Annotated in this window: 16 protein-coding genes; 2 read left to right on the top strand and 14 right to left on the bottom strand. The window is 28.6% G+C overall.

Features of this window, described 5'->3' with window-relative positions; translation table 11 throughout:
• Positions 1–72 precede the first annotated feature (72 nt).
• The 9 genes from purD to IBJ83_RS06395 form a co-directional block, all read right to left on the bottom strand.
• Positions 73–1,314 (bottom strand): phosphoribosylamine--glycine ligase, encoded by a 1,242-nt coding sequence (gene purD, locus IBJ83_RS06435; protein WP_201275824.1) that lies wholly within the window; start codon positions 1,312–1,314, stop codon positions 73–75.
• Between the two features lie 9 nt (positions 1,315–1,323).
• Positions 1,324–2,853 (bottom strand): bifunctional phosphoribosylaminoimidazolecarboxamide formyltransferase/IMP cyclohydrolase, encoded by a 1,530-nt coding sequence (purH, locus tag IBJ83_RS06430; RefSeq protein WP_201275823.1) that lies wholly within the window; start codon positions 2,851–2,853, stop codon positions 1,324–1,326.
• A gap of 1 nt (position 2,854) precedes the next feature.
• Positions 2,855–3,478, bottom strand: a complete 624-nt coding sequence (purN, locus tag IBJ83_RS06425) for a phosphoribosylglycinamide formyltransferase (RefSeq protein ID WP_201275822.1) — start codon at positions 3,476–3,478, stop codon at positions 2,855–2,857.
• 57 nt (positions 3,479–3,535) lie between these two features.
• Entirely contained in the window at positions 3,536–4,981 is a 1,446-nt protein-coding gene (gene purF, locus IBJ83_RS06420) for an amidophosphoribosyltransferase (protein ID WP_201275821.1), read from the bottom strand.
• Positions 4,968–5,675, bottom strand: coding sequence for a phosphoribosylaminoimidazolesuccinocarboxamide synthase (gene purC / locus IBJ83_RS06415; protein WP_201275820.1), 708 nt, complete (start codon positions 5,673–5,675; stop codon positions 4,968–4,970). Before purC ends, purF begins: the two co-directional genes overlap by 14 nt.
• A gap of 1 nt (position 5,676) precedes the next feature.
• Positions 5,677–9,345 (bottom strand): phosphoribosylformylglycinamidine synthase, encoded by a 3,669-nt coding sequence (locus IBJ83_RS06410; protein ID WP_231698893.1) that lies wholly within the window; start codon positions 9,343–9,345, stop codon positions 5,677–5,679.
• Positions 9,346–9,362: 17 nt separating this feature from the next.
• Positions 9,363–10,388, bottom strand: coding sequence for a phosphoribosylformylglycinamidine cyclo-ligase (purM, locus tag IBJ83_RS06405; protein ID WP_201275818.1), 1,026 nt, complete (start codon positions 10,386–10,388; stop codon positions 9,363–9,365).
• A 15-nt stretch (positions 10,389–10,403) separates the two neighbouring features.
• A complete protein-coding gene (gene purE, locus IBJ83_RS06400; RefSeq protein WP_068472107.1) occupies positions 10,404–10,883 on the bottom strand; it encodes a 5-(carboxyamino)imidazole ribonucleotide mutase in 480 nt (159 codons plus the stop codon).
• Between the two features lie 280 nt (positions 10,884–11,163).
• Entirely contained in the window at positions 11,164–11,841 is a 678-nt protein-coding gene (locus IBJ83_RS06395) for a phosphoribosylaminoimidazolesuccinocarboxamide synthase (protein WP_201275817.1), read from the bottom strand.
• A gap of 418 nt (positions 11,842–12,259) precedes the next feature.
• Between IBJ83_RS06395 and IBJ83_RS06390 the strand changes: the two genes are divergently transcribed.
• On the top strand, positions 12,260–14,020 hold the full coding sequence (locus IBJ83_RS06390) for a glycerophosphodiester phosphodiesterase family protein (RefSeq protein ID WP_201275816.1): 1,761 nt from the start codon (positions 12,260–12,262) through the stop codon (positions 14,018–14,020).
• 69 nt (positions 14,021–14,089) lie between these two features.
• On the opposite strand, the gene glyA is transcribed toward IBJ83_RS06390, so the two are convergent.
• Positions 14,090–15,328 (bottom strand): serine hydroxymethyltransferase, encoded by a 1,239-nt coding sequence (gene glyA, locus IBJ83_RS06385; RefSeq protein ID WP_201275815.1) that lies wholly within the window; start codon positions 15,326–15,328, stop codon positions 14,090–14,092.
• Positions 15,329–15,568: 240 nt separating this feature from the next.
• On the opposite strand from glyA, the gene IBJ83_RS06380 reads away from it, so the two are divergent.
• Entirely contained in the window at positions 15,569–16,501 is a 933-nt protein-coding gene (locus tag IBJ83_RS06380) for a selenium metabolism-associated LysR family transcriptional regulator (protein WP_068472099.1), read from the top strand.
• A gap of 49 nt (positions 16,502–16,550) precedes the next feature.
• Here IBJ83_RS06380 and IBJ83_RS06375 read toward each other — a convergent pair whose 3' ends face one another.
• From IBJ83_RS06375 to fdhF, 4 genes are all read right to left on the bottom strand, one after another.
• Positions 16,551–17,948 (bottom strand): hypothetical protein, encoded by a 1,398-nt coding sequence (locus IBJ83_RS06375; RefSeq protein WP_201275814.1) that lies wholly within the window; start codon positions 17,946–17,948, stop codon positions 16,551–16,553.
• Positions 17,938–19,416, bottom strand: coding sequence for a sensor histidine kinase (locus IBJ83_RS06370; RefSeq protein WP_201275813.1), 1,479 nt, complete (start codon positions 19,414–19,416; stop codon positions 17,938–17,940). The genes IBJ83_RS06375 and IBJ83_RS06370 overlap by 11 nt, the downstream gene beginning before the upstream one ends.
• Positions 19,401–20,084, bottom strand: coding sequence for a response regulator transcription factor (locus IBJ83_RS06365; protein WP_068472091.1), 684 nt, complete (start codon positions 20,082–20,084; stop codon positions 19,401–19,403). Before IBJ83_RS06365 ends, IBJ83_RS06370 begins: the two co-directional genes overlap by 16 nt.
• Before the next feature lie 130 nt (positions 20,085–20,214).
• Complete coding sequence (gene fdhF / locus IBJ83_RS06360) at positions 20,215–22,968, bottom strand: formate dehydrogenase subunit alpha (RefSeq protein WP_201275827.1); 2,754 nt, start codon at positions 22,966–22,968, stop codon at positions 20,215–20,217.
• Between the last annotated feature and the right edge of the window lie 8 nt (positions 22,969–22,976).

The following is a 22,976-nucleotide window of genomic DNA, read 5'->3' as shown; positions in this document are numbered from 1 at the left end:
CTATCCTAAAAAAATATTCAATTACAAAACGCCTAGAGAATTATTTTTATGTGGCTAATTTATTCTTGCAATTTAGTTTTTTCCGATATCTTTTCTATATTGTTTTGTTTCAAATATTATTTTTTCAATGTTTTTATAAACTTTTTCTCTTATTTCATCATAAGTATTTCCAAATCCTGTAACAGATAAAACTCGACCTCCATCAGTCAATATTTTGCTTCCGTTAACCTTAGTGTTATTATGGTAAACATAAATATCTTCATCAACTGAATCAATTCCTATTATTTCTTTTCCTTTTTCATAATTTTTAGGATAACCTCTAGAAGTTAAAATAACTGTTAAACATTTTTCACTTTTCCATTTTAAATCTTCTTTTTTAAGTGTTCCATCTAAAGATTTTTCTATCGCTAAAAGTAAATCACTTTTCATTCTAGGTAAAACAACTTCAGTTTCCGGATCTCCAAATCTTACATTAAATTCTAAAACTTTAGGCTCTTCATCAATCATAAATCCGATAAAAAGTATTCCTGAATAATCTAATTTTTCTTTTTTCAATCCTTCTGAAATTTTCTCTAAAGTTTTTTCTATTTTTAATTTTAATTCATCATTGAATAATTCACTTGGAGAATAGCAACCAACCCCTCCAGTATTTTCACCTTCATCATTATCAAAAATTCTCTTGTAATCTCTTGCACTTTCCATAGGAATTAAATTTCCTTTTGATACAAAACAAAGTAAAGATGCCTCTTTCCCTTTTAAAAATTCTTCTATGACAACAGTAGTTCCCTCTTGTCCAAAAATTTTATCTTCAAAAAGTTCTGTAAAATATTCCAAAACTTCCTCTTTAGAATTACAAATTCTAACACCCTTTCCTGCACAAAGTCCATCAGCTTTTATAACTATTGGATATGAAAAACTTTCGATAGCTTTAATTCCCTCTTCTTTTGATTTTATAGTTTCATATTTTGCAGTTGGAACATCATATTTTTTCATAAATTCTTTTGCAAAATTTTTACTTCCTTCAAGTCTTGCGCTTTTTTTATTAGCTCCAAAAACTTTTATATTACTTTCAGAAAATAAATCAACTATTCCCTCACAAAGAGGTGCTTCAGGTCCAACTACTACAAGGTCGATATTATTATTTTTTGAAAATTCAAAAATTTCTTCATTAGAATTTAATACTATATTTTTAGCATATCTAAGAGTTCCTGCATTTCCTTTTGAACAGAAAAGTTCAGTACATTTACTACTTTCAGATATTTTTTTACAAATGGCATCTTCTCTCCCACCATTACCAACAACTAAAACTTTCATATCTTCCTCCTAATGTCTAAAATGCCTTGTAGATGTAAATACCATTGCTATTCCATATTCATCACATAATTTTATTACATTTTCATCTTTTATAGAACCACCCGGTTGAATTACAGCCTTAATTCCATTTTCTTTTAGTAATTCAACAGTATCTTCAAAGAAGAAAGCATCTGATGCTAAAACTGCATCTTTAAGATTTTCTTTCGCTCTTTCCAATCCCTCTTGGACTGCCCAAGAACGTCTAACTTCTCCTTGGCCGATTCCAATAGTTGCATTATCTTTTACAATTACAATACCATTTGAACAAACTGTTTTACAAGCCTTAAAACCAAAAATTAAATTTTTTAATTCTTCTTCAGTAGGTTTTCTCTTTGTAACAAATTTTAATTCTTTAGTTAATAAAGTATCGTCATAATTTTGAACAACCAATCCATTTAAAACTTCTTTAGTCATAATGTTTGGAAGTTTAAATTCTGATATATTTTCAACTTCGATTAATCTAATATTTTTCTTTTTAGTCAAAATTTCAATAGCATCTTTTGAAAACTTATTTGCAATTACAATTTCAACAAAAAAGCTATTTATTTTTTCGGCAATATACTTAGTAACTTCTCTATTCAAAGCAATGATCCCACCAAAAATTGAAACAGAATCGCAAGCATAAGCCTTATCATAAGCATCATCAATATTTTCAGCTATTGCAAGTCCACAAGGATTGTTATGCTTAACAGCAACAACACAAGGTTCTTCAAACTCTTTTACAATTTTTATAGCAGAATACATATCTGTTAAATTATTGTAAGATAATTCTTTTCCATGTAATTGTTTAAACTCAGTTTTTTCTTCATCTTTAACATAAACTTTTTCATAAAAAGATGCTTTTTGGTGTGGATTTTCTCCATATCTTAAATCACTAACTTTTTTATAAGTTGTAGTTAATTTTTCAGGAAATTCAATATTTAATAAATCATTGAAATAACTTGAAATTAATGCATCATAATAAGCTGTATAATTAAAAGCCTTACAAGATAGATATAATCTAAAATCTTTATCCAATCTATCTTCTTTTAGTCTTTCAATAATTTCAGAATAATCACTAGGGTCAACAACGATAGAAACATCATTATAATTTTTAGCAGCAGCTCTAATCATTGAAGGTCCACCAATATCAATATTTTCAATTAAATTTTCATGTGTTTTATTTTCGCTATTTAAAACTTTTTCAAAAGGATATAAATTATTTACAACCATATCTATTGAAGAAATACCAATTTTTTCAATAGTTTCAACATGACTTTTTTCATCACGTCTATATAAAATTCCTCCATGAATAAATGGGTGTAAAGTTTTTACACGTCCATCTAAAATTTCCTTAAAATTAGTTACCTCATCAACTTCAATAACATTAAGTCCACTTTCTTTTAAAATTCTATAAGTTCCACCGGTTGAAATAATTTCCCAACCTAAATTTACAAGTTCACTTGCAAATTCAACTATATTATCTTTTTCAAAAACACTAATCAATGCTCTTTTTGTCATTTTATTCCCCCACTATGAATGCTCTATTTTCTTTAAAAACAATTTTATTTTCACAAAATGCTTTTATCGTCTTTACCAATATTCTATGCTCAACATCTAAAACTCTTTTAGCTACAATTTCAAAATCATCATCTATAAAAACAGGCACAATATCTTGTAAGATTATAGCTCCAGTATCTACATTTTCATCAACAAAATGAGTAGTAGCTCCGGTGAATTTTACTCCCGATTTAATAACGGCTTTATGAACATTTTCCCCGTGAAATCCCATTCCACAAAATGAAGGAATTAAAGAAGGATGAATATTAATTATTTTTTTAGAATATTTAGAAATCAACTTTGATGATAAAATATTTAAGTAACCTGCAAGAACTATTAAATCAATATTTCTTTTTTCAAGCTCCTCAATAAGCCTTTCATCATATTTTTCATTACTTGAAAATTCTTTTTTATTCAAATAAAATGTATCAATATTTTCATTTTTCGCCCTTACAAGACCATAAGCGTTTTTTCTATTAGAAAAAACCAACTCTATCTTTCCATTAATTTTATTTTCTTTAACAGCATCAATTATGGCTTGTAAATTTGTTCCTCCACCGGAAATAAAAACAGCTATATTTAACATAATTTACCTTTCTATAACAAAATTTACCACAGCTCTAAAAAGAGCTATGGTATAAAATTATTTATTTTTTCTTTTCAAAAATTCTTTTTGAATTTCAGTTAATGAATTATTAAAATCTTCTTCATAATCATATAATCCGGCAGAATAATCTCCATTGAAACAGTCCATACACAAACCACTATACGGTGCATCAAATTTAAGTCCTATTGAATCTATAAGACCCTGTTCACTTAAATATCCCAATGAATCCGCTCCGATTATCTCTCTTATTTCTTCTAAAGTTTTATTAGCAGCAATAAGCTCTCCTGAAGTAGAAATATCTATTCCATAAAAACTTGGAAAAACAAAAGGTGGTGATGCAATTCTAACATGAACTTCTAAAGCTCCTGCATCTTTTAAAAGTTGAACTATTCTTCTGGAAGTAGTACCTCTAACGATAGAATCATCAACCATTACAACTCTTTTTCCTTTAACAACACCTTTTACTGCTGATAATTTCATTCTAACACCTTGTTCTCTAAGCTCTTGAGTAGGTTGAATAAAAGTTCTTGCAACATATTGATTTTTAATCAATCCCATTTCATAAGGCAGACCACTTTCTTCAGCATATCCACTTGCAGCAGAAAGCGAAGAATTGGGAACCCCTATTACTATATCTGCCTCAGCAGGGCACTCTCTTGCAAGAGTTTTTCCCGTATTTTTTCTTGCAGTATGAACATTAACACTTGCAATATTTGAATCCGGTCTTGCAAAATAAACATATTCCATAGCAGCGATAGAAATTCTTTCAGGAGTTGTATAGTTTTCTATTCTAAGACCATCTTTATCTATAATAGCTAATTGACCTGCCTTTACATTACAAACAAATTCTGCACCAATAGTATCTATTGCACAAGTTTCACTTGCCATAACATAAGCACCATTTTTTGTTTTACCAATTACAAGTGGTCTTAATGAGTTAGGGTCAACAGCTCCATATAAAGTATCTTTAAGTAAAACTAAGTAAGTAAAACCACCTTTTACTGTATTCAAACTCTCTTTCAATTTTTCTTCAAAAGTTGCTTTTTCACTTCTTCTAATCAAATGAATCAAAACTTCAGTATCTGATGAAGAATGAAAAATTGCTCCCTTTTTCTCTAATTCAAATCTTAAAGTTTTTGCATTTACCAGATTTCCATTATGACAAATACCAACACTCATATCATAAAAATCAAATAGAAAAGGTTGAACATTTCTAACACTATTATCTCCAGCTGTTGCGTATCTAACATGACCAATAGCCGAACTTCCAACTAAATTATAAAGTAATTCTTTATCCTTAAAAACTTCAGAAACCAATCCTAAATTTCTATAACTGTATAAATTTTCTCCGTCAGAACTTACAATACCTGCCCCCTCTTGACCTCTATGTTGTAAACTATGAAGTCCAAAGTAAGTTAATTTTGATGCATCATTATGATTGAAAATTCCAAAAACTCCACATTCTTCATTAATTCCACGCAATTGTTATTCTCCTTAAAACTTCTTCATAAGCATCCATTACTGAACCTAAATCTCTACGGAAACGGTCTTTATCAAGTTTATCCATAGTTTCTATGTCCCACAATCTACAAGTATCCGGAGAAATTTCATCAGATAAAATTATCTTTCCATCACTTGTTTTACCAAATTCTATTTTAAAATCTACTAAAATCAAACCTGCCTTTAAGAAAAATTCTTTTAAAAGCTCATTAATTTTTGCTGTTTCTTTTTTTATAAAAGCAAGTTCTTCTTCAGTAACTATTTCTAAAGCAATAGTATGGTCATCATTTATCAACGGGTCATTAAGCTCATCATTTTTATAACTTAATTCAAAAACAGGTTTTTTTAATTTTCTTCCCTCTTCTAAACCATATTTTTTAGCCATTGAACCTGCAACAATATTTCTTGTAATTACTTCTAAAGGAATTATTTTGACATGTTTACAGATTTGGTCTGTATCATTTACTTTTTTTATAAAATGAGTTTCTACTCCGTTTTTTTCCAAATATTCAAAAATAAATGAAGTAATTGCATTATTTAAAACACCCTTTTTATTAAATTCTTCTTTCTTTTTCCCATTGAATGCAGTTGCACTATCTTTGTAATGAACATATATTTCTTCATTATTTTCACATTCAAATAATTGTTTTGCTTTTCCTTCATATAAAAGTTTCATACTATTTTTCTCCTTTAAAATAATTTACACCATTTTTAAATATATTTTGTATTCCTTTTACAGTTTTAGTTTTATACAAATCAGTTCCATAACGTTCGCTATGTCCCATCTTACCTAAAACCAATCCATCTTCACTTACTAATCCCTCAATAGCATACAATGAACCATTTGGATTGAACTTTCCGTTACTAGTTGCATTTCCTTCAAAATCACAATATTGAAAAGCACATAAATGTTTGAATTTTTCAATATTTTCTCCAACAAGTTTTCCTTCTCCATGGCTAAACATTACTTCATGTAATTCTCCAATTTCAAAATCCCATGTCCAAGGAGAATTTACATTTGCAACACGAGTTATTGCACTTGTTGAAATGTGGTGATAACTATCATTTCTATACAATGTTAAATCGTCTTTTGTTAAATCTTTTATTCTTCCATAAGGTAAAAGACCTGACTTAATTAAAGCTTGAAATCCGTTACAAATTCCTAAAATTAATTTTTTATCATCTAAATGTTTATGAATTGCATTTTTTACTTTTTCATTCTTCAAAACATTTACAATAAATTTTGCACTTCCGTCAGGTTCATCTCCACTTGAAAAACCTCCTGGTATCATAATGATATGTGCATCTTTTATTCCATTTACTAAATCTTCTATTGACTTTTCAATATCATCTTCTTTTTTATTTCTAAATACAATAGTTTTTGTTTTAGCTCCTGCATCAATAAATGCTTTTTCTACATCATATTCACAGTTTGTTCCAGGGAATACAGGAATAAGAACATTTACATCTTCAACATATTCCTTGTAATATCTCTTTTCTGCCTTTCCACTAGATAAATTTTCATACCTTCCCTTATCTTTATTTTGATATAAAGGATAAATTTTATCTAAAGTATTAGTATAAGCATTGTAAATTTCATCATATTCAAAAGTAATTCCATTTACAACAATCTTTTCACTTACTTCACCAATTTTTTCAAAAGGTAATTTGGAGTTTGACTCAATAACCATTGATGCTGGGTCAAAGTTTAAAATATTCTCTTTATTAACTGTAAAACCTAAACCATTACCAACAGCCATTTTTACTAGAGAACTTACAACACTTCCCTCTTCTTGAACATATACAGATAAAACTTTTTTATCTTTTATAAGTTCATTTACTAATTCATAATTCTTCAAAGTTTCTTTGATATTTGGATATCCTTTTGAATCTTTAACAACTGGAATATAGTATAAATAATTTCCAACTGATTTTAATTCAGGAGAAATTACATTTTTAATTTTTACCGGAGTACAAGCAAAAGAAATTAAAGTTTCAACTACATTTAAGTCGTTAAATGTTCCGGACATACTATCCTTCCCACCAATACTTGCACAACCAATTTCATTTTGCGCATAAATACTTCCAAGTAAACTTTGAGTAACTTTACCCCACTTTTTACTATCTTTTCCAAGTTTTTCAAAATATTCTTGGAATGAAAGATATAAATTACTTCTATCTCCACCAATAGCATAAACCTTAGCAACAGATTCTAAAACGGCATATATAGCTGATAAGAATGGTGAATAATGAGAAATTTTAGGAATAAATCCATAACTCAAAATCGTAGCAGTATCACTTGTTGAATGAATTGTTGGCAACGCTTGAACTCCTGCTTGAACAGGTGTTAATTGATTTTTACCTGAAAATGGCATTAACACAGTAGTAGCTCCAATTGAACCGTCAAATCTTTGAGCAATACCCTTTTGACAAGTTACATTTAATGAAGATAATTCATTCAATACATTTTCTTTAGAAAATTCTTTATTTTCAAAAGGATTTACTCCATTATTATCTACTAAAGTACTATTTGAATGCTGTCTAACTCCACTTGTTGCTAAAAAGTCTGCGCTTAAATCCATAACTTTTTCATCATAGTAATACATTTCAAGTCTTCTTCTATCAGTAATAGTTGCAACTTTCGAATATTCTATATTTTCTTTTTCACACTCTTTAACAAAAAATTCATAATCATTTGGAGAAATCACAATCGCCATACGTTCTTGAGATTCACTTGTTGCAATTTCAGTCGGATTCAAACCTTCATATTTTAGCAAAACTTTATCTAAATGAATTTCTATTCCTTCAGATAATTCTCCGATAGCAACACAAACACCGCCCGCACCAAAGTCATTACATTTTTTAATTAACTTTGTGACTTCAGGTTTTCTAAATAATCTTTGAATTTTTCTCTCTTCAATGGCATTTCCCTTTTGAACTTGACTTGATGCAGTTTCTAACGAATCATTTGTATGAACTAAACTTGAACCGCTTGCACCTTGAATACCATCTCTACCAGTTCTTCCACCGATTAACATTACAATATCATCTTTAACAGGTGTTTCTCTTTTAAAATCTCCATACTTAACAGCACCTACAACAGCACCTACTTCCATATGTTTAGCAACATAAGAATCATCATAAAGTTCTTTTACATAAGTTGTTGCAAGTCCGATTTGATTACCATAAGATGAATAACCACTTGTAGCCTTTGTTGAAATATCAACTTGTGGTAACTTATGCTCTAAAGTTTCTTCCCTACTTTGTAAAATATTTCCGCAACCGCTTACTCTCATCGCTTGATATACATAACTTCTTCCGGACAATGGATCACGAATAGCTCCACCAACACAAGTACTTGCACCGCCAAAAGGTTCAATTTCTGTTGGGTGATTATGTGTTTCGTTTTTGAATTGAATTAACCATTTTTCAGTTTTTCCATTATTTTCTATATCTGTAAAAAATGAGCAAGCATTTATTTCTTCACTAACTTCAATATTTTGGTCATTCAATATTCTTCTATGATATTTTCCGATTACACTTGCCATATCCATTAAAGTTATTGGCTTTGTAATATTCAATTCTTTTCTGATATTTAAATAAATATCGAAAGCATCTTGCATTTCTTTTTGGAAAAGTTCAGATTCAATCTTAACTTCATCTAATATAGTTTCAAAAGTTGTATGCCTACAATGGTCGCTCCAATAACAATCTAAAACATAAATTTCTGTTTCAGTAGGAGTTCTTCCCTCTTCTTTAAAATAATTTTGAATAAAAATCAAATCTTCAATATCCATAGCTAAAGACATTTCTTTTTTCAAAGAAATCAATTCTTCCTTTGAAAAGTTAGAAAATCCTGTTAAGTCTTTCATTTCTTTCATTTCAGAATTCATTGAAAAACTTAAAACACTCATATCCTTAACTCTTGATTCAATAGGATTTACTAAATATTTTTTTACATTTTCAAGTTCATTTTGACTTAAAACTTTATCAAAAATAACAAGTTTCCCACTTCTTACAGTTATCTTTGAAGAATTATCTAAAAGAGATACACATTGAACAGCACTATCTGCTCTTTGGTCATATTGAGCAGGTAATGTTTCATAAGCAAAATATTTTCCATCCTCTAATTTAATATCTTCAACAACTTCATCAATCATAACTTCTGAAAAAACAGAATTTTTAGCTAATTCATAAGTTTTTTCATTGATATCATAAATATCATATATTATATAAACTTCTAAATCATTTATTCCTAAATTATATTCTAAATTTAAACTATCTTTTAAATCTAAAGCCTCTTTATTGTATCTGGCTCTTTTTTTAACAAAAATCCTCTTATCCATAATTCCTCCAAAATTCACTAGCATAAAATTACTTTGGAACTTCCTTCAACAACTTTTCCAACTTCATAAATCTCTTCATTCATTTCTTTGAATAATTCTTTTATTCCGTTTACATCATCTTTTTCAACAAAAAGCAACATTCCTATTCCCATATTAAAAGTTCCATACATTTCTTCTTTTGAAATTTCTCCCCATTTTTGAAGAAGTGAAAAAATTTCTTTTGTTGGAATATTTTTTTCAAAAATTTTAGCATCAACATCATCGCCTAAAACTCTTGGTACATTTTCGTAAAGACCTCCACCTGTTATATGGCAAAGTCCATTTACATTAAATTTTTCTAATAAAGCCACTACTTGTTTTGCATAAATTCTTGTAGGAGTTAAAAGCTCTTCTCCTAAAGTTTTTCCAGTTTCAATAACATCATCTAACGAAAAGTTTTTGTGGTCAAAAATTATTTTTCTAACCAAAGAAAAACCATTACTATGAACTCCGGAAGATGGTAAAGCTAAAATAACATTACCTTTTTTAACATTTTTCTTTCCGTCAATTATTTTATCCTTTTCAACAACACCAACACAGAAACCTGCAATATCATAATCTTCTTCTTTATATATTCCAGGCATTTCGGCAGTTTCTCCACCAATTAAAGCACTACCTGCTTGAATACAACCCTCTGCAACACCTTCAACAATACTTGCCATTTTTTCAGCAACAAGTTTTCCTGTTGCAATATAATCTAAGAAAAATAGAGGTTTAGCTCCTTGACACAAAATATCATTAACACACATTGCAACACAATCTATCCCAACAGTATTATGAACGTCCATCATTTGTGCTAATTTTACCTTAGTTCCAACTCCGTCAGTTCCGGAAACTAAAACAGGATTTTTCAAATCTTTTCCCAACTCAAAAAGTCCGGAAAATCCTCCTAAATCTGAAAGCACTCCATCTGTATAAGTATTTTTAATAAATTTTTTGATTAAATTTACCTCATTATACCCTTCGTGTTTATTTACTCCTGCTGATTCATAAGTTAATGCCATTAAAATATCCTCCATTTATAAACTAAGTTCATTATCCATTTGTTTAACTTGTTCTTTCATTTTTACTTTATACTCTTTAAGTTTTATCTTTAATTCATCATACTTTAATGAAAGAATTTGTGCTGCTAAAATTCCGGCATTTTCTGCCCCGTCTATTGCAACTGTAGCAACAGGAACCCCCTTTGGCATTTGAACAGTTGAAAGTAAAGCGTCAAGTCCGTCAAGAGTTGATGCCTTTACAGGAACACCGATAACAGGTGTAGTTGAAATACCGGCTAATACCCCTGCTAAATGAGCAGCCTTACCTGCAAACGCAATTATTAATTCTATATTTTTTTCTTCCATACTATTTACAAAATCTACTGCAAAATCTAAAGAACGATGAGCAGAAATAACTTTTGCCTCATATTCTATTCCAAATTCTTTTAAAACATCACAAGTCTTTTTAGCAATATCTTTATCAGAAATGCTACCCATAATAACAGCTACTTTCATAATTACCTCCAAAAATCAAATAAAATAAAACTAATTACTGACTAAACTTTCAAAAAAACAACCAAAACATCATCTTTAGCGAAGTGCGTAGCACGAAGTCAATCTAGCCCTAACTTGTTTGCTTTAAAACATAGTAGGTCTGACGCAAAGATTGTCCAAATCTTTGATTTGGGAACAATCGACTGTGAACATCTTCACGCATCGTACTTTACTTAATTTTAGCAATTTTAATTAGTGTTTAGTATAAAACAAAAAGCCGGGATATTCTTCCCGGCTAAAATTATTTAAGCAAAAAAGAATATAAATCAGTTGGTGCAACAATTTCATCTCCGTTATAAACTCTCATATTGCCACCAGATATTTCATCAATCAATACAACTTCTCCACAAGTTTTACCAAACTCCAATTTAATATCGTACAGAGTAAGTCCCTTTTCTTTTAAAACATCTCTAATAATAGTACAAATTTCCTTAGTAAGTGCTACTAAATCTTCATATTCTTTTTCAGTCAATATATTTAACATTACAAGTGCGTCCTTAGTAATTAAAGGGTCGCATCTTTCATCATCTTTTAATGTAACTTCAACGTAAGTATCTAAATCATCATTCATATTTGCATATAAACCATATCTTCGGATAAAACTACCAACAGCCTTAAATCTGCATATAACTTCTAAGCCTTTACCAAAAACCTTACAAGGCTTAACAGTCATAGTATTCTCATTCAAATCACAATCTATATAGTGAGTTCTAATTCCTTTTTCTTTTAAAATCTCGAAGAAATACTTAGTAATTTTTAAACCCTCATGACCTACCCCTTCTATAGATAGACCAACAGTATTAGCACCAGGGTCAAAAACTCCGTTTTCTCCGGTAACATCGTCCTTAAACTTTAAAACATAATTTCCATCTTCGCTCTTATAAATATCTTTTGTCTTTCCAGTATAAATTTTTTCCATAAAATACCTCCTAAATTTAACATAAGAAATAAATAAGCCCAGCAAGTAGGCTTCAAGCGAAACCTACCTCCTGGGCTTTTCTCCCTTAGGTGTAATACTTTAAAAAGTACTCGTATCGCTCGGACCAGCAAATAAATTCGGAACCCTAGATACTCTTTCTCTTATAGATTTTATTTCATTTAAGTCATTACAATTTAACTTACACCTAAATAATAACAATAAAATCTATTTTTGTCAATACAATTTTTAAAAAAATTTTACTAAAAAATTATTAAAATATAAAGTATTTTTCCGTAAATTTTTATTAAATATATTTTAAGCATATACAATTAAGCAATGTTTACATAAATAATTCTTTATATTTTCTTTGATTTGTGCTATTATTATTCATATAAAAAAACTCAAAGAAGGAGTTATCATGTTTAAATTATTAAAAAATAGAAGTTTTCAAAATTTATTGATTTTTGATTTATTATATCAACTAGCTTTTATTGTTATTTTATTGCCTTTTTCAAAAGAATTTTTTAATTTTGTTCTTAGATTAACTAAATTCGGATTTTTTTCGATAGAAAGTCCTAGCCTTTTTGTAAAGTCGCCAACTAAGATTGGGATTATTTTGATAGTAACTTTTTCGTTTGCAATCATAAAGCTCTTTGAAGTGAGTAGTTTTGTATTTACTGCAAATCAAATAAGGCTTGGAAATAAAGTTTCTATTTTAGAAATTTTTAACAATTCATACAAGCAAATAAAATCCAAATTAAAAAAAGTTCAAAATTATTTAATTTTGATTATGGTAACTATAAATATTCCTATTTCAACATCAATTCACAAAGGAATTAAAATACCAACATTTATTACAGAGCATATTTTAAGTACTCATACAGGGATAATTTTATTTGCTCTCATAACTTTTATAGCTATTGTACTTTCAATATTTTTGCTTTTTATTTATCATATATTTTTCTTAGAAAATAAAAATTTTATCGAAAGTGCTAAAATAAGTTTTAAAAGACTTAGAAAAAATAAACTAAAAAGTATAAAAACTTTAATTATCGTGGCTATTAAGAATTTAATTGTTCAATTTTTTAAAATACTTAGCTTAATTTCTATAATATCCATATTCTATATGCAAACAAGTAATAAGACGCTAAGCAATATGGGAATAATCACATATATGTGCATTGCAACACTATTAAAAATATTTACAAATGTATTATCAAATTATATAACTTTTTCAGGAATTTCTAAATTTTATTTTAGAACATCGTTAGATGCGGAAATTTCAGAAAGTATTTATCCTACAAATAAAATGAGATTAAAAATGTCTTTAGTTATGCTGTTTTTAGTTTTTGCAGGAATTTTTAGTAAATATAGAAATTCAAGCGAAGAAATAAAATTTTATCACGCTTTTAGAAATTTAAAACCGGATATTATAGCTCATAGAGGTAGCACAAAAAACTCTTTAGAAAATACATTAGAGTCTTTAAATGAGGCTATAAAACTAGGAGCAGAATTTGCTGAAATTGACGTCGTACTCACTAAAGACAATGTTGTAGTTTTATCTCATGACCACAATTTAAAAAGATTAACAGGTAAAAAAGAAATAATTGAAAATTTAACTTTTGAGGAATTAAAAAAGTATAAATTGATAGATAAAAGAAATTCTAAAGAATATAATTTTGTAGATTTAAAAACAGTTCTTGAAAAAACTTCCGGAAAAATCAAATTAAATATAGAATTAAAGCCTTTTAGGAATAATGATAAAAAATTGGCACAAGAGGTTGTAAAGTTGATAAAAGACAAGCCTTATGATGTTATTGTTTCTTCCCTATCTCCTAAGGCTCTAAGAGAAGTTAAAGATTTAGAACCTTCAATTTCAACAGGACTAATATTAGCTTTTAGTTATGGAAAATTTTATAATTTAAAATTTATAGATTTTTTCTGTATAGAAAAAGAAATAGTAACAAATGAGCTTATTAGAAAAATACAAAAAAACGGAAAGAGAGTATATGTTTGGACAACAAATACAAATGATGATATTATAAATGCATACTCAAAGGGTGTAGATGGTATTATAACAGATGAAGTTACTCTTTCAAAAGAAATATTAGAATCAGAAAAAGGAAATATTAACTTTGATGATTTAATAATAAATAAAATAATTTCACTCATTCCGTAAAAATCTAATATAATTTTTTAAAAAAATAAAACGCCTATTAAGACGTTTTATTTTTTTATATTAATGATACTATTTTAGAGGGAATCTCTTAGTTAATTCATTAACTATTTCTAATGCCCTTGTTTTACCTTCTTCTCCGTTTTTAACAACTCCAGCGATTGCTTCTGCTATTAAATCCATTTCAGCCTCTTTTAAGCCTCTTGTAGTTATAGCAGGAGTTCCAAGTCTTATACCGCTTGTAACAAATGGTGATCTAGGATCATTTGGAATTGTATTCTTATTGCAAGTAATATGAACAGAGTCTAATGCTTTTTCTAATTCTTTACCACTCATATCATAATCTCTTAAATCAACTAACATTAAATGATTGTCGGTTCCGTTTGATACAAGTTTAATTCCTCTATCCATTAAACCTTTTGCTAATGCTTGAGCATTTTTCAAAACTTGTTTTTGATATTCTTTAAATTCAGGTTCTAATGCTTGTTTAAAAGCAATCGCTTTAGCAGCTATAATGTGTAGTAATGGTCCACCTTGTGAGCCAGGAAATACAGCTCTATTGAAATTGAATTTTTCGTTTGCAGCAGCACTTGAAAGAATAAGTCCACCTCTTGGTCCTCTTAATGTCTTATGTGTTGTAGAAGTAACTACGTCAGCATAAGGGATTGGTGATTCATGTAATCCTGCAGCAACAAGTCCTGCTATATGAGCCATATCTACCATTAATACTGCTCCTACTTCATCACAAATTTCTCTAAACTTTTTAAAATCTATTTTTCTTGCATAAGCAGATGCTCCAGCTAAAATTAATTTAGGTTTGCATTCTTTTGCAATTCTTAAAACTTCATCATAATCTATATATCCATTTTCATCAACTTCATAAGGAACCGGATTATATATCTTTCCTGAATAGTTAATAGGATTTCCATGTGTTAAATGTCCACCATGGTTTAAATTCATACCCATGTAAGTATCACCAGGATTTAAAATAGCAAAAAATGCTGCAAAGTTAGCTTGAGAACCTGAATGAGGTTGAACGTTTGCATATTCACAACCATAAAGTTCTTTAACTCTTTCAATAGCTAATCTTTCTGCATCATCTACTACTTCACAACCACCGTAATATCTTTTTCCAGGATATCCTTCAGCATATTTATTAGTTAATATACTTCCAGCTGCCTCTAAAATCGCATCATTTACCCAATTTTCAGATGCTATTAATTCAATATGACTATTTTGTCTTTCGTACTCTTTATCCAATATTTCAGCAATACTTGGATCAACTTTCTTTATATTCTCGTTTGAAAACATTTTACATACCCCCTAACAAAGATATATTAACATATTTTATTTCTTAAGTCAACACGTTTTCTGTAAATTTTTAAATAAAATTTATCTTTAATATACAAAGATTGAAACTTCAACATTTTATCAAAAACATTCTCAATAAATTCATTATATTTTATTAATATTTACTTTTTGTTAAAAAAATGTTATAATAAATAAAAATATATATATTATAAATTTAATATGTATTTTATGGAGGATATTATGGATTTTAAACAGTTAGAAACTTTTATTACAATAGTTAAAACAAAATCTTTTACTAAAACAGCCGATGTTTTATACATAACTCAACCGTCTGTAACAAATCATATACAAGCACTTGAATCAGAACTTAATACTTCCCTTTTTGTTAGAACTAGAAGAAGTGTTACTCTAACTCAAGCAGGAAGTATAGTATATAAACATGCTCTTAATATATTATCTTCTTATGACGAAATTATAAGAGATTTAGATATATATTCACAAAACCTAAAGGGAACTTTAAATATCTGTGTGTCTTCTGTTCCAAGAAAGATTATATTACCGGATTTAATTGAAAAATTTTCAAATTCATTTCCTGATATTTCGTTTAATATAAGTAATGATGATTCAAGAACTGTAATAGACAGCATTTTAGTTGGAGAAACAGACTTCGGTATAGTTGGATTGAAAATATCTAACCCTAAATTGATTTACACTCAAATTATGGATGACCACATAGTGTATGTTGTTAATAAAGACGCATATCCTGATTTAAAAAATTATTCAGTAATAAGTATTGACGATTTAAAGAATGATAAAATTATTTTAAGAGAAATAGGTTCAGGTACTAGACAAATAGTAGAAGATGAGTTGAAGAGAAATAATGCATTAAATGTAATTTCAAATAGTGTTGCCATAATTCACGATACAAACACAATTTTAGAACTTGTAACAAAAGGCGTTGGAAGTGGATTCGTTTCTCAAAGAATGTTAAATATTTCTCCTTTCAAAGATAAGGTTAAAATTTTAAATATAAAAAATATTTATTTAAATAGAAAATTCTATTTTGTTTACAATAAGAATTTACAATTTTCAAATGTAAATAAAATATTTAAAGACTTTATGGTGGAAGAAATAAATGAATTAAAAAAAGGATTAGACATAAATTCAATTTAAGAACAAAATATTATAACAAAAAAATCTCTATATTATTCATAGAGATTTTTTATATAGTTTTTTTCAATTCTAATTGTTTAATTTTTAAAAATTCATTATAAGTTAATTCACTACTAATCGCGCTTTCCCATTGAAAATTAACAACTTCTCTTCTACTATTTAAGCTAATTGTAGAAATTGGCAAAGTTTCGATTTTCTGATTTTTTATCCCATATACGGATATATCATCTGCAGTCAAAATTACTATCATACTTTCATCAGGAGAAATAAAATAATCTAAAACATTTTTAGCCTTTTCTTTTACTTTTATTTTTGAAATTTTACTCGATTTATTCGAAAAAATATTAACTTTAGGTATTAAATCTAAATTAATCTCACTAGAAATAAAATTATTATGTGAATAATTATTTAAAATACCTTTAAAAACCCAGCCAAAATTATTTCTCTTAACTCCAAAATTTCTCATATCAAAAGAAGTGATATTTTCACTTGAATACCCAAGTTTTCTTATCTTATTAAAATATGCCTGTTCTCCTCTATCTCCGGCAATATCTTTTATTGAAATTTTATTTTCATCAGACAAGCTATTGATATTATATATAGAATAATTTTTTTTGCTCGTATCTGTATTATAAGATTCAACACTTATATAATTTTCACTTAAAAAATTTATAGTAGCGTTTTTTATATCCAATATCTTTTTTTCAGAATTATTTTCATAATCATCAGAAATATAAATTTTATCGCCAATCGAATTAGCGATAAAAAATTTATTTTTATTATTTATAAATAGCCCTGACGCCTTGTTTATAGTTATCTTTTTTTCTCCATTTTTTCTAATTAACAAAGTTTCATAATCGACATTACCCGTTCCTACACTTTTAAGACCTATCAAAAAAGATATATCTTTTTTCTTAGAAACATCTTCCGTGCCGGAATCTCCAATCAATTTTTCTTCAACATCAAAAGAAACTCTTTCAAAAACATAATATTTCTTATTGTAAATTGTAGAAATTTTATTTTCATCTATAACAATAAATTCTTTATAAAAGTTTTTTTCATCTCTTATAGAAACAACGGTAACTTCGTCTGAATCAATTTTAATTTTATCAGTAATAACCCCGTTATACAATAAATAATTTTTAAAATTCAATCTTCTAAATTTAAACTTAGGATTATTTGTAGAAATTTTTTCAAAAGAAACAAAATTTTTGCTAACATACAATTTATCATCTTCACTTGTAGATTCACTTCCGTCGCTTATAGTGGTAACCGACTCCAACTTCCAAGTACCGGATATCAAAAGTGAATCAGACTTTGGCTCTAAAATCATAGAGTTTATATCTGTATATTTAAAAAAATTAGCTCTTAAAACGAAAAACAGTAAAACAATTAATCCCAATAAGCTTATTCCTATACTGCTAAGTATTAATTTTTTATGTTTCATTTTGAATATCTCCTTTTTCAAGTGGTAACTCAACCCTAACTACTGTTCCCTTTTCTAAAACACTTCTTATAATCAAATTACCATTATGAGCTTTAACGATTTCTTCACAAATAGATAAGCCAAGACCTGTATGCGAATTGCTGTTTGACCCTTTATAAAATTTTCCTGTTACTAAAGAAATTTCTTCTTCCGAGATACCACAACCATTGTCTATAACTTCAACAACAGCCTTTTCACCTTCAATCTTTATATCAGTTAAAACAACTCCACCCTCATCAGTAAATTTCAAAGCATTATCTAAAATATTTATAAGGACTTGCTTAATTCTATCCCTATCAGCCATAACCATTACACTATTAGACTCATCATAATTTAAAATCATATCTATATTTTTAGCACTAGATTTTGGCATTAATTGTTTATTTATAAATACACCAAGTTCATTAAGGTCCAACAATTCCTTATTCATTATGAGTCTTCCACTACTAAGTTCCGAGAAGTCCAAAAGCTCAGTAACCATATTACCAAGTCTATCACTTTCTTTTTCTATGATAATCAACCCATCCTCTAAAAGTTTATTCCCTTTAGCCTCAGATTGTAAAGTAAAAGCCCAACCTTTTATTACAGTTAGAGGAGTTCTAAGCTCATGGGAAATACTTGAAATAAAGTCCTTTTTAAGTTGTTCTTTTTTAATCAAGTTTTCACTCATTAAATTCATTGTACTTCCAAGTTGAGAAATCTCATAATCCCCAACTTCATCGGCTTTTTCGTGTAGCCTACCGTCAGCCAAATTCAAAGCTACATTAGTAAGTTTTTGAATAGGATAAACTATTTTACCACTCATAAAAACACTTATACTTATAGCGATAACTAAAACAAAAAATCCAAACAAGAAAAATACCAGATATCTTTGAGTAATCATATTATCTATATTTTCCATTGATATTATAAATCTTGCAATACCAATCTGTTCACTACCATTATTAAGTGGAATAGATACAGCTAATTCATTATTTTTAGAAATTAAATTTTTATAAATACTAGAACCATTACTTCCATTTTTAGCAGAATCAACATCGCCACTTGTTAAAACTTTTCCTATCTCATTGCCATTAACAGTATCCAATAGTACTTTCCCTGAGTTATTCAAAATCTGAACTTCTGCATTTACTTCACTATAAAACTCTTCAGAATCATCTAAAACCAACTCAGACAGACTGGAATTAGCCAAATGAATTTCATATAACTTCGCACTATATTTTGCCTGACTTTGAATGATTCCTGTAACTCCGGAATAATAATAATTTTTTATTGTAAAGACTAAAAAAATTTCAAAAAATATTACAATTAAAGCAATAATCCAGAAAAATTGAGTCATTATTCTAATTCTTAAAGATTTCTTCAAAAAAAGTTCCTTAAGATTACTAAATTTTTCAACTAATTTACCATATCTTAGTTTGAATTCCATCTATAACCCGTCCCCCAAACAGTTTCAATATACTTTGGTTTACTTGAATTATCTTCAATCTTAGCTCTAAGACGTCTTATATTAACATCTACTATTTTAATATCCCCTTCGAAATCTTCACCCCAAGTCATATTCAAAAGTTCATTTCTTGAAAATGCTCTTCCCGGATTAGAAACAAAAATAGTAACCATTGCAAGTTCTGTTGGTGTAAGTTCTATTTCTTTACCTTCTTTATAAAAAGTTTTAGAATACAAATCCAATTTAAAAGGATAAATATTAATTAAATCACTATTATTTTGGATTGAATCTATACGTCTTATCAAAGATTTAATTCTCAAAATAAGCTCAACCGGATTAAATGGTTTGCTTAAATAATCATCAGTACCATTTTCTAATCCATTAATTCTATCAACATCTTGAGTTTTTGCGGTAAGCATTATTATACCAATCTTAGGAAGTTTTTCTCTTAAAATTTTACAAACTTCAAAACCGTCTATTCCAGGTAACATTATATCTAAAATAACAACTTGTGGATTGTATTTTAAAGCAAGTTCTACACCCTTTTCTCCACTTTCAGCCTCTAAAACTTCAAAACCTTCTCTTTCAAGATTTATTTTTGTAAATAATCTAATATTATCTTCATCTTCAACTAATAAAATCTTATTCATAATCTTCTCCTCAAATAAAAATAAATATATTACTATAAGTATATATCAAATCTACACAAGTTTCAACAAAAAACGGATTTAAACATAAAAAAAGTTGAAGAACAAGTCTTCAACTTTTAATACTTTTCAATTAAACTATTTCTTCAACCAATTCATTTAAGTCAACGAATTTTTCACTTTCCAATCCTTTATCAAGTTTATTTACTTTCTTGATATTAACAGCAGTTACTTTATATTCTGCTGTTTTTGAGATTGGATCATAGTGTGAACTTGTTAGTTGGTTAACCGGTGTTTCAGAGAAGTGGAAAGTCATATACATAAGTCCTTCTTTTACTCTGTCTGTAATTTTAGCTCTACCAACAACGCTTCCTCTTCTTGAAGTTACTCTAACAAAATCTCCATTTTCTATATCATGTTTTTCAGCATCTTCTTTTGAAATTTCAATCAATTCATGAGGTTGAATAGAATCTAATGCATTTGAATATCTTGTCATTACATTGTAATGATATAATACTCTACCTGTTGTAAGAATGATAGGATATTCTTCATTTTCAAGTTCTTTTGGTCCTTCATATTCAACTGGTACCATAAGAGCTTTAGGACCTCTCACAAATTTACCTTTGTGTAAATATGGTGTTCCTGGATCATTTTCATCATAGCATGGCCATTGAATACCATTTTCTTTATCTATTCTATCATAAGTTATACCTCTGTATGTAGGCATTGCTTTTCTTATATCATTAAATACATCTTCAGATGTTTTAAAATCAAATCCCTTAGCTCCAAGTCTTCTTGCTATATCAGCTAATATTTCCCAGTCAACACGAGCTTGTCCCGGAGCGTCAACAGCTTTTCTAACTCTTTGTAATCTTCTTTCAGAAGCTGTAAATGTTCCATCTTTTTCTGCATAACATGTAGCTGGTAATACAACATCTGCAATTTTTGCAGTTTCAGTTAAGTTAATATCTTGAACTACTAAAAAGTCCAAATTACCCATAGCATGTTTAACATGGTTTGCATCAGGGTCTGAAAGTATTGGATCTTCTCCCATTACATACATCGCTTTAAGTTTTCCTTCAACAGCTTCATCTAACATTTCTGGAATTCTAAGACCTAATTTTCTATTTAATTTAGTTCCCCAAATTTCTTCAAATAATAAAGCATCTTTTTCTTCAACAACTTTTCTATATCCAGGATAATAATTTGGAAGAGCTGCCACATCACATGCTCCTTGTACATTGTTTTGTCCACGCATTGGGTTTATACCGCCACCTTTTTTACCGATATATCCACAAACAAGTCCAAGGTTTGAAAGATTCATTACATTAGAAGTACCTGTTGTATGTTCTGTTATTCCAAGTGTATAGTAAATTGCAGCAACATTTACTCCTGCGAACATCCTTGCAGCTTTATAAATTTGTTCAACTGGAAGAGTTGTAATTTTACTTACAAGTTCAGGAGTGTACTTTTCTACAATTTCTTTAACATTTTCAAAGCCTTCAACTCTTTCTTTTACATATTCTTTATCATAAAGTTCTTCTTTTATGATGATATGTAACATTCCATTTATTAAGGCAGCATCTGTACCTGATTTTAAAGAAAGGTGTAAGTCTGCTTCTCTTGCAATCTCAGTTTTTCTAGGATCAACAACTATAAGTTTAGTTCCTTTTCTGTGAGATTGTTGCATTTTATTTCCAATTATAGGGTGGGCTTCTGTTGAGTTTGACCCAATAACAAACATTAAATCTGTATCAAAAACTTCATTAACGGTGTTTGTCATTGCTCCTTCTCCAAGTGTTGTTGCAAGACCTGCAACTGTAGGAGCATGTCAGGTTCTCGCACAGTGGTCAACGTTGTTTGTTCCAACAGCCACACGCATCATTTTTTGGAATGTATAGTTATCTTCATTACAAGTTCTAGCAGAAGATAATCCAGCAATAGCATCTGGTCCGTAATTTTGTTTTATTTCGTTAAACTTATCAACAATTAAATTAAGTGCTTCATCCCAAGTTGCTTTTTCAAAAACACCATTTCTTTTAATCAATGGGTCAGTAAGTCTATCTTCACTGTTTATTAAGTCAACATGAAATCTTCCTTTAACACAAAGTTGTGTTCCATTTATAGGAGAATCTGGATTTGGAGTAACACCAATAACTTTTCCAGTTCTAGTATTAACATTTAAATCAAAGTTACAACCAGTACCACAGAAAGGACAAGTTGTTCTAACTTTTTTAATTTCCCATGGTCTAGTTCCCATTAATTGCTTATTAAGTAAAGCACCTGTTGGACAAACGCTGATACATTGTCCACAGAATCTACAGTTTTCTGTATTTAAATCTAAATTTTTATGTGTTCCTATATGAGCAACAAAACCTCTATCTACAAAGTCAATAGCACCTGTAACTTGAACATCTTGACAAACTCTAACACATTTACCACAAAGGATACATTTGTTTTGATTTCTAATCATAACAGGATTGTTAGCATCAATTTCATGATTTTGAACTTCACCAATCCAAGTACCTTTTTTCATTCCATATCTATAACAATATTCTTGTAATTTACAATTACCAACCATATCACAAGTTAAACAATCACTTGGGTGGTTAGAAAATAGTAAATCTAAAATATTTCTTCTTATTTTTGTTAATTTTTCACTTTCAGTATTAACAACCATACCTTCTTTAGCAAGTGTAGAACAAGCAGTTTCTAGCTTTCTGCTTCCTTCAATTTCAACAACACACATTCTACAACCAGCAAAGGCAGTAAGGCTTTTTTCATAACATAAGTTAGGAATATCAACTCCAACTTTTTTAGCAGCCTCAATGATAGTAGTTCCTTTTTCAACACTAACATTTTTGCCATTTATAGTTAAATTAATCATATTAGCCA

The organism is Parvimonas parva, from assembly GCF_016552165.1.
Taxonomy (GTDB): domain Bacteria; phylum Bacillota; class Clostridia; order Tissierellales; family Peptoniphilaceae; genus Parvimonas; species Parvimonas parva.
Note: the sequence above shows the minus strand (reverse complement) of the source record. Positions and strands in the feature narration are given on the sequence as shown.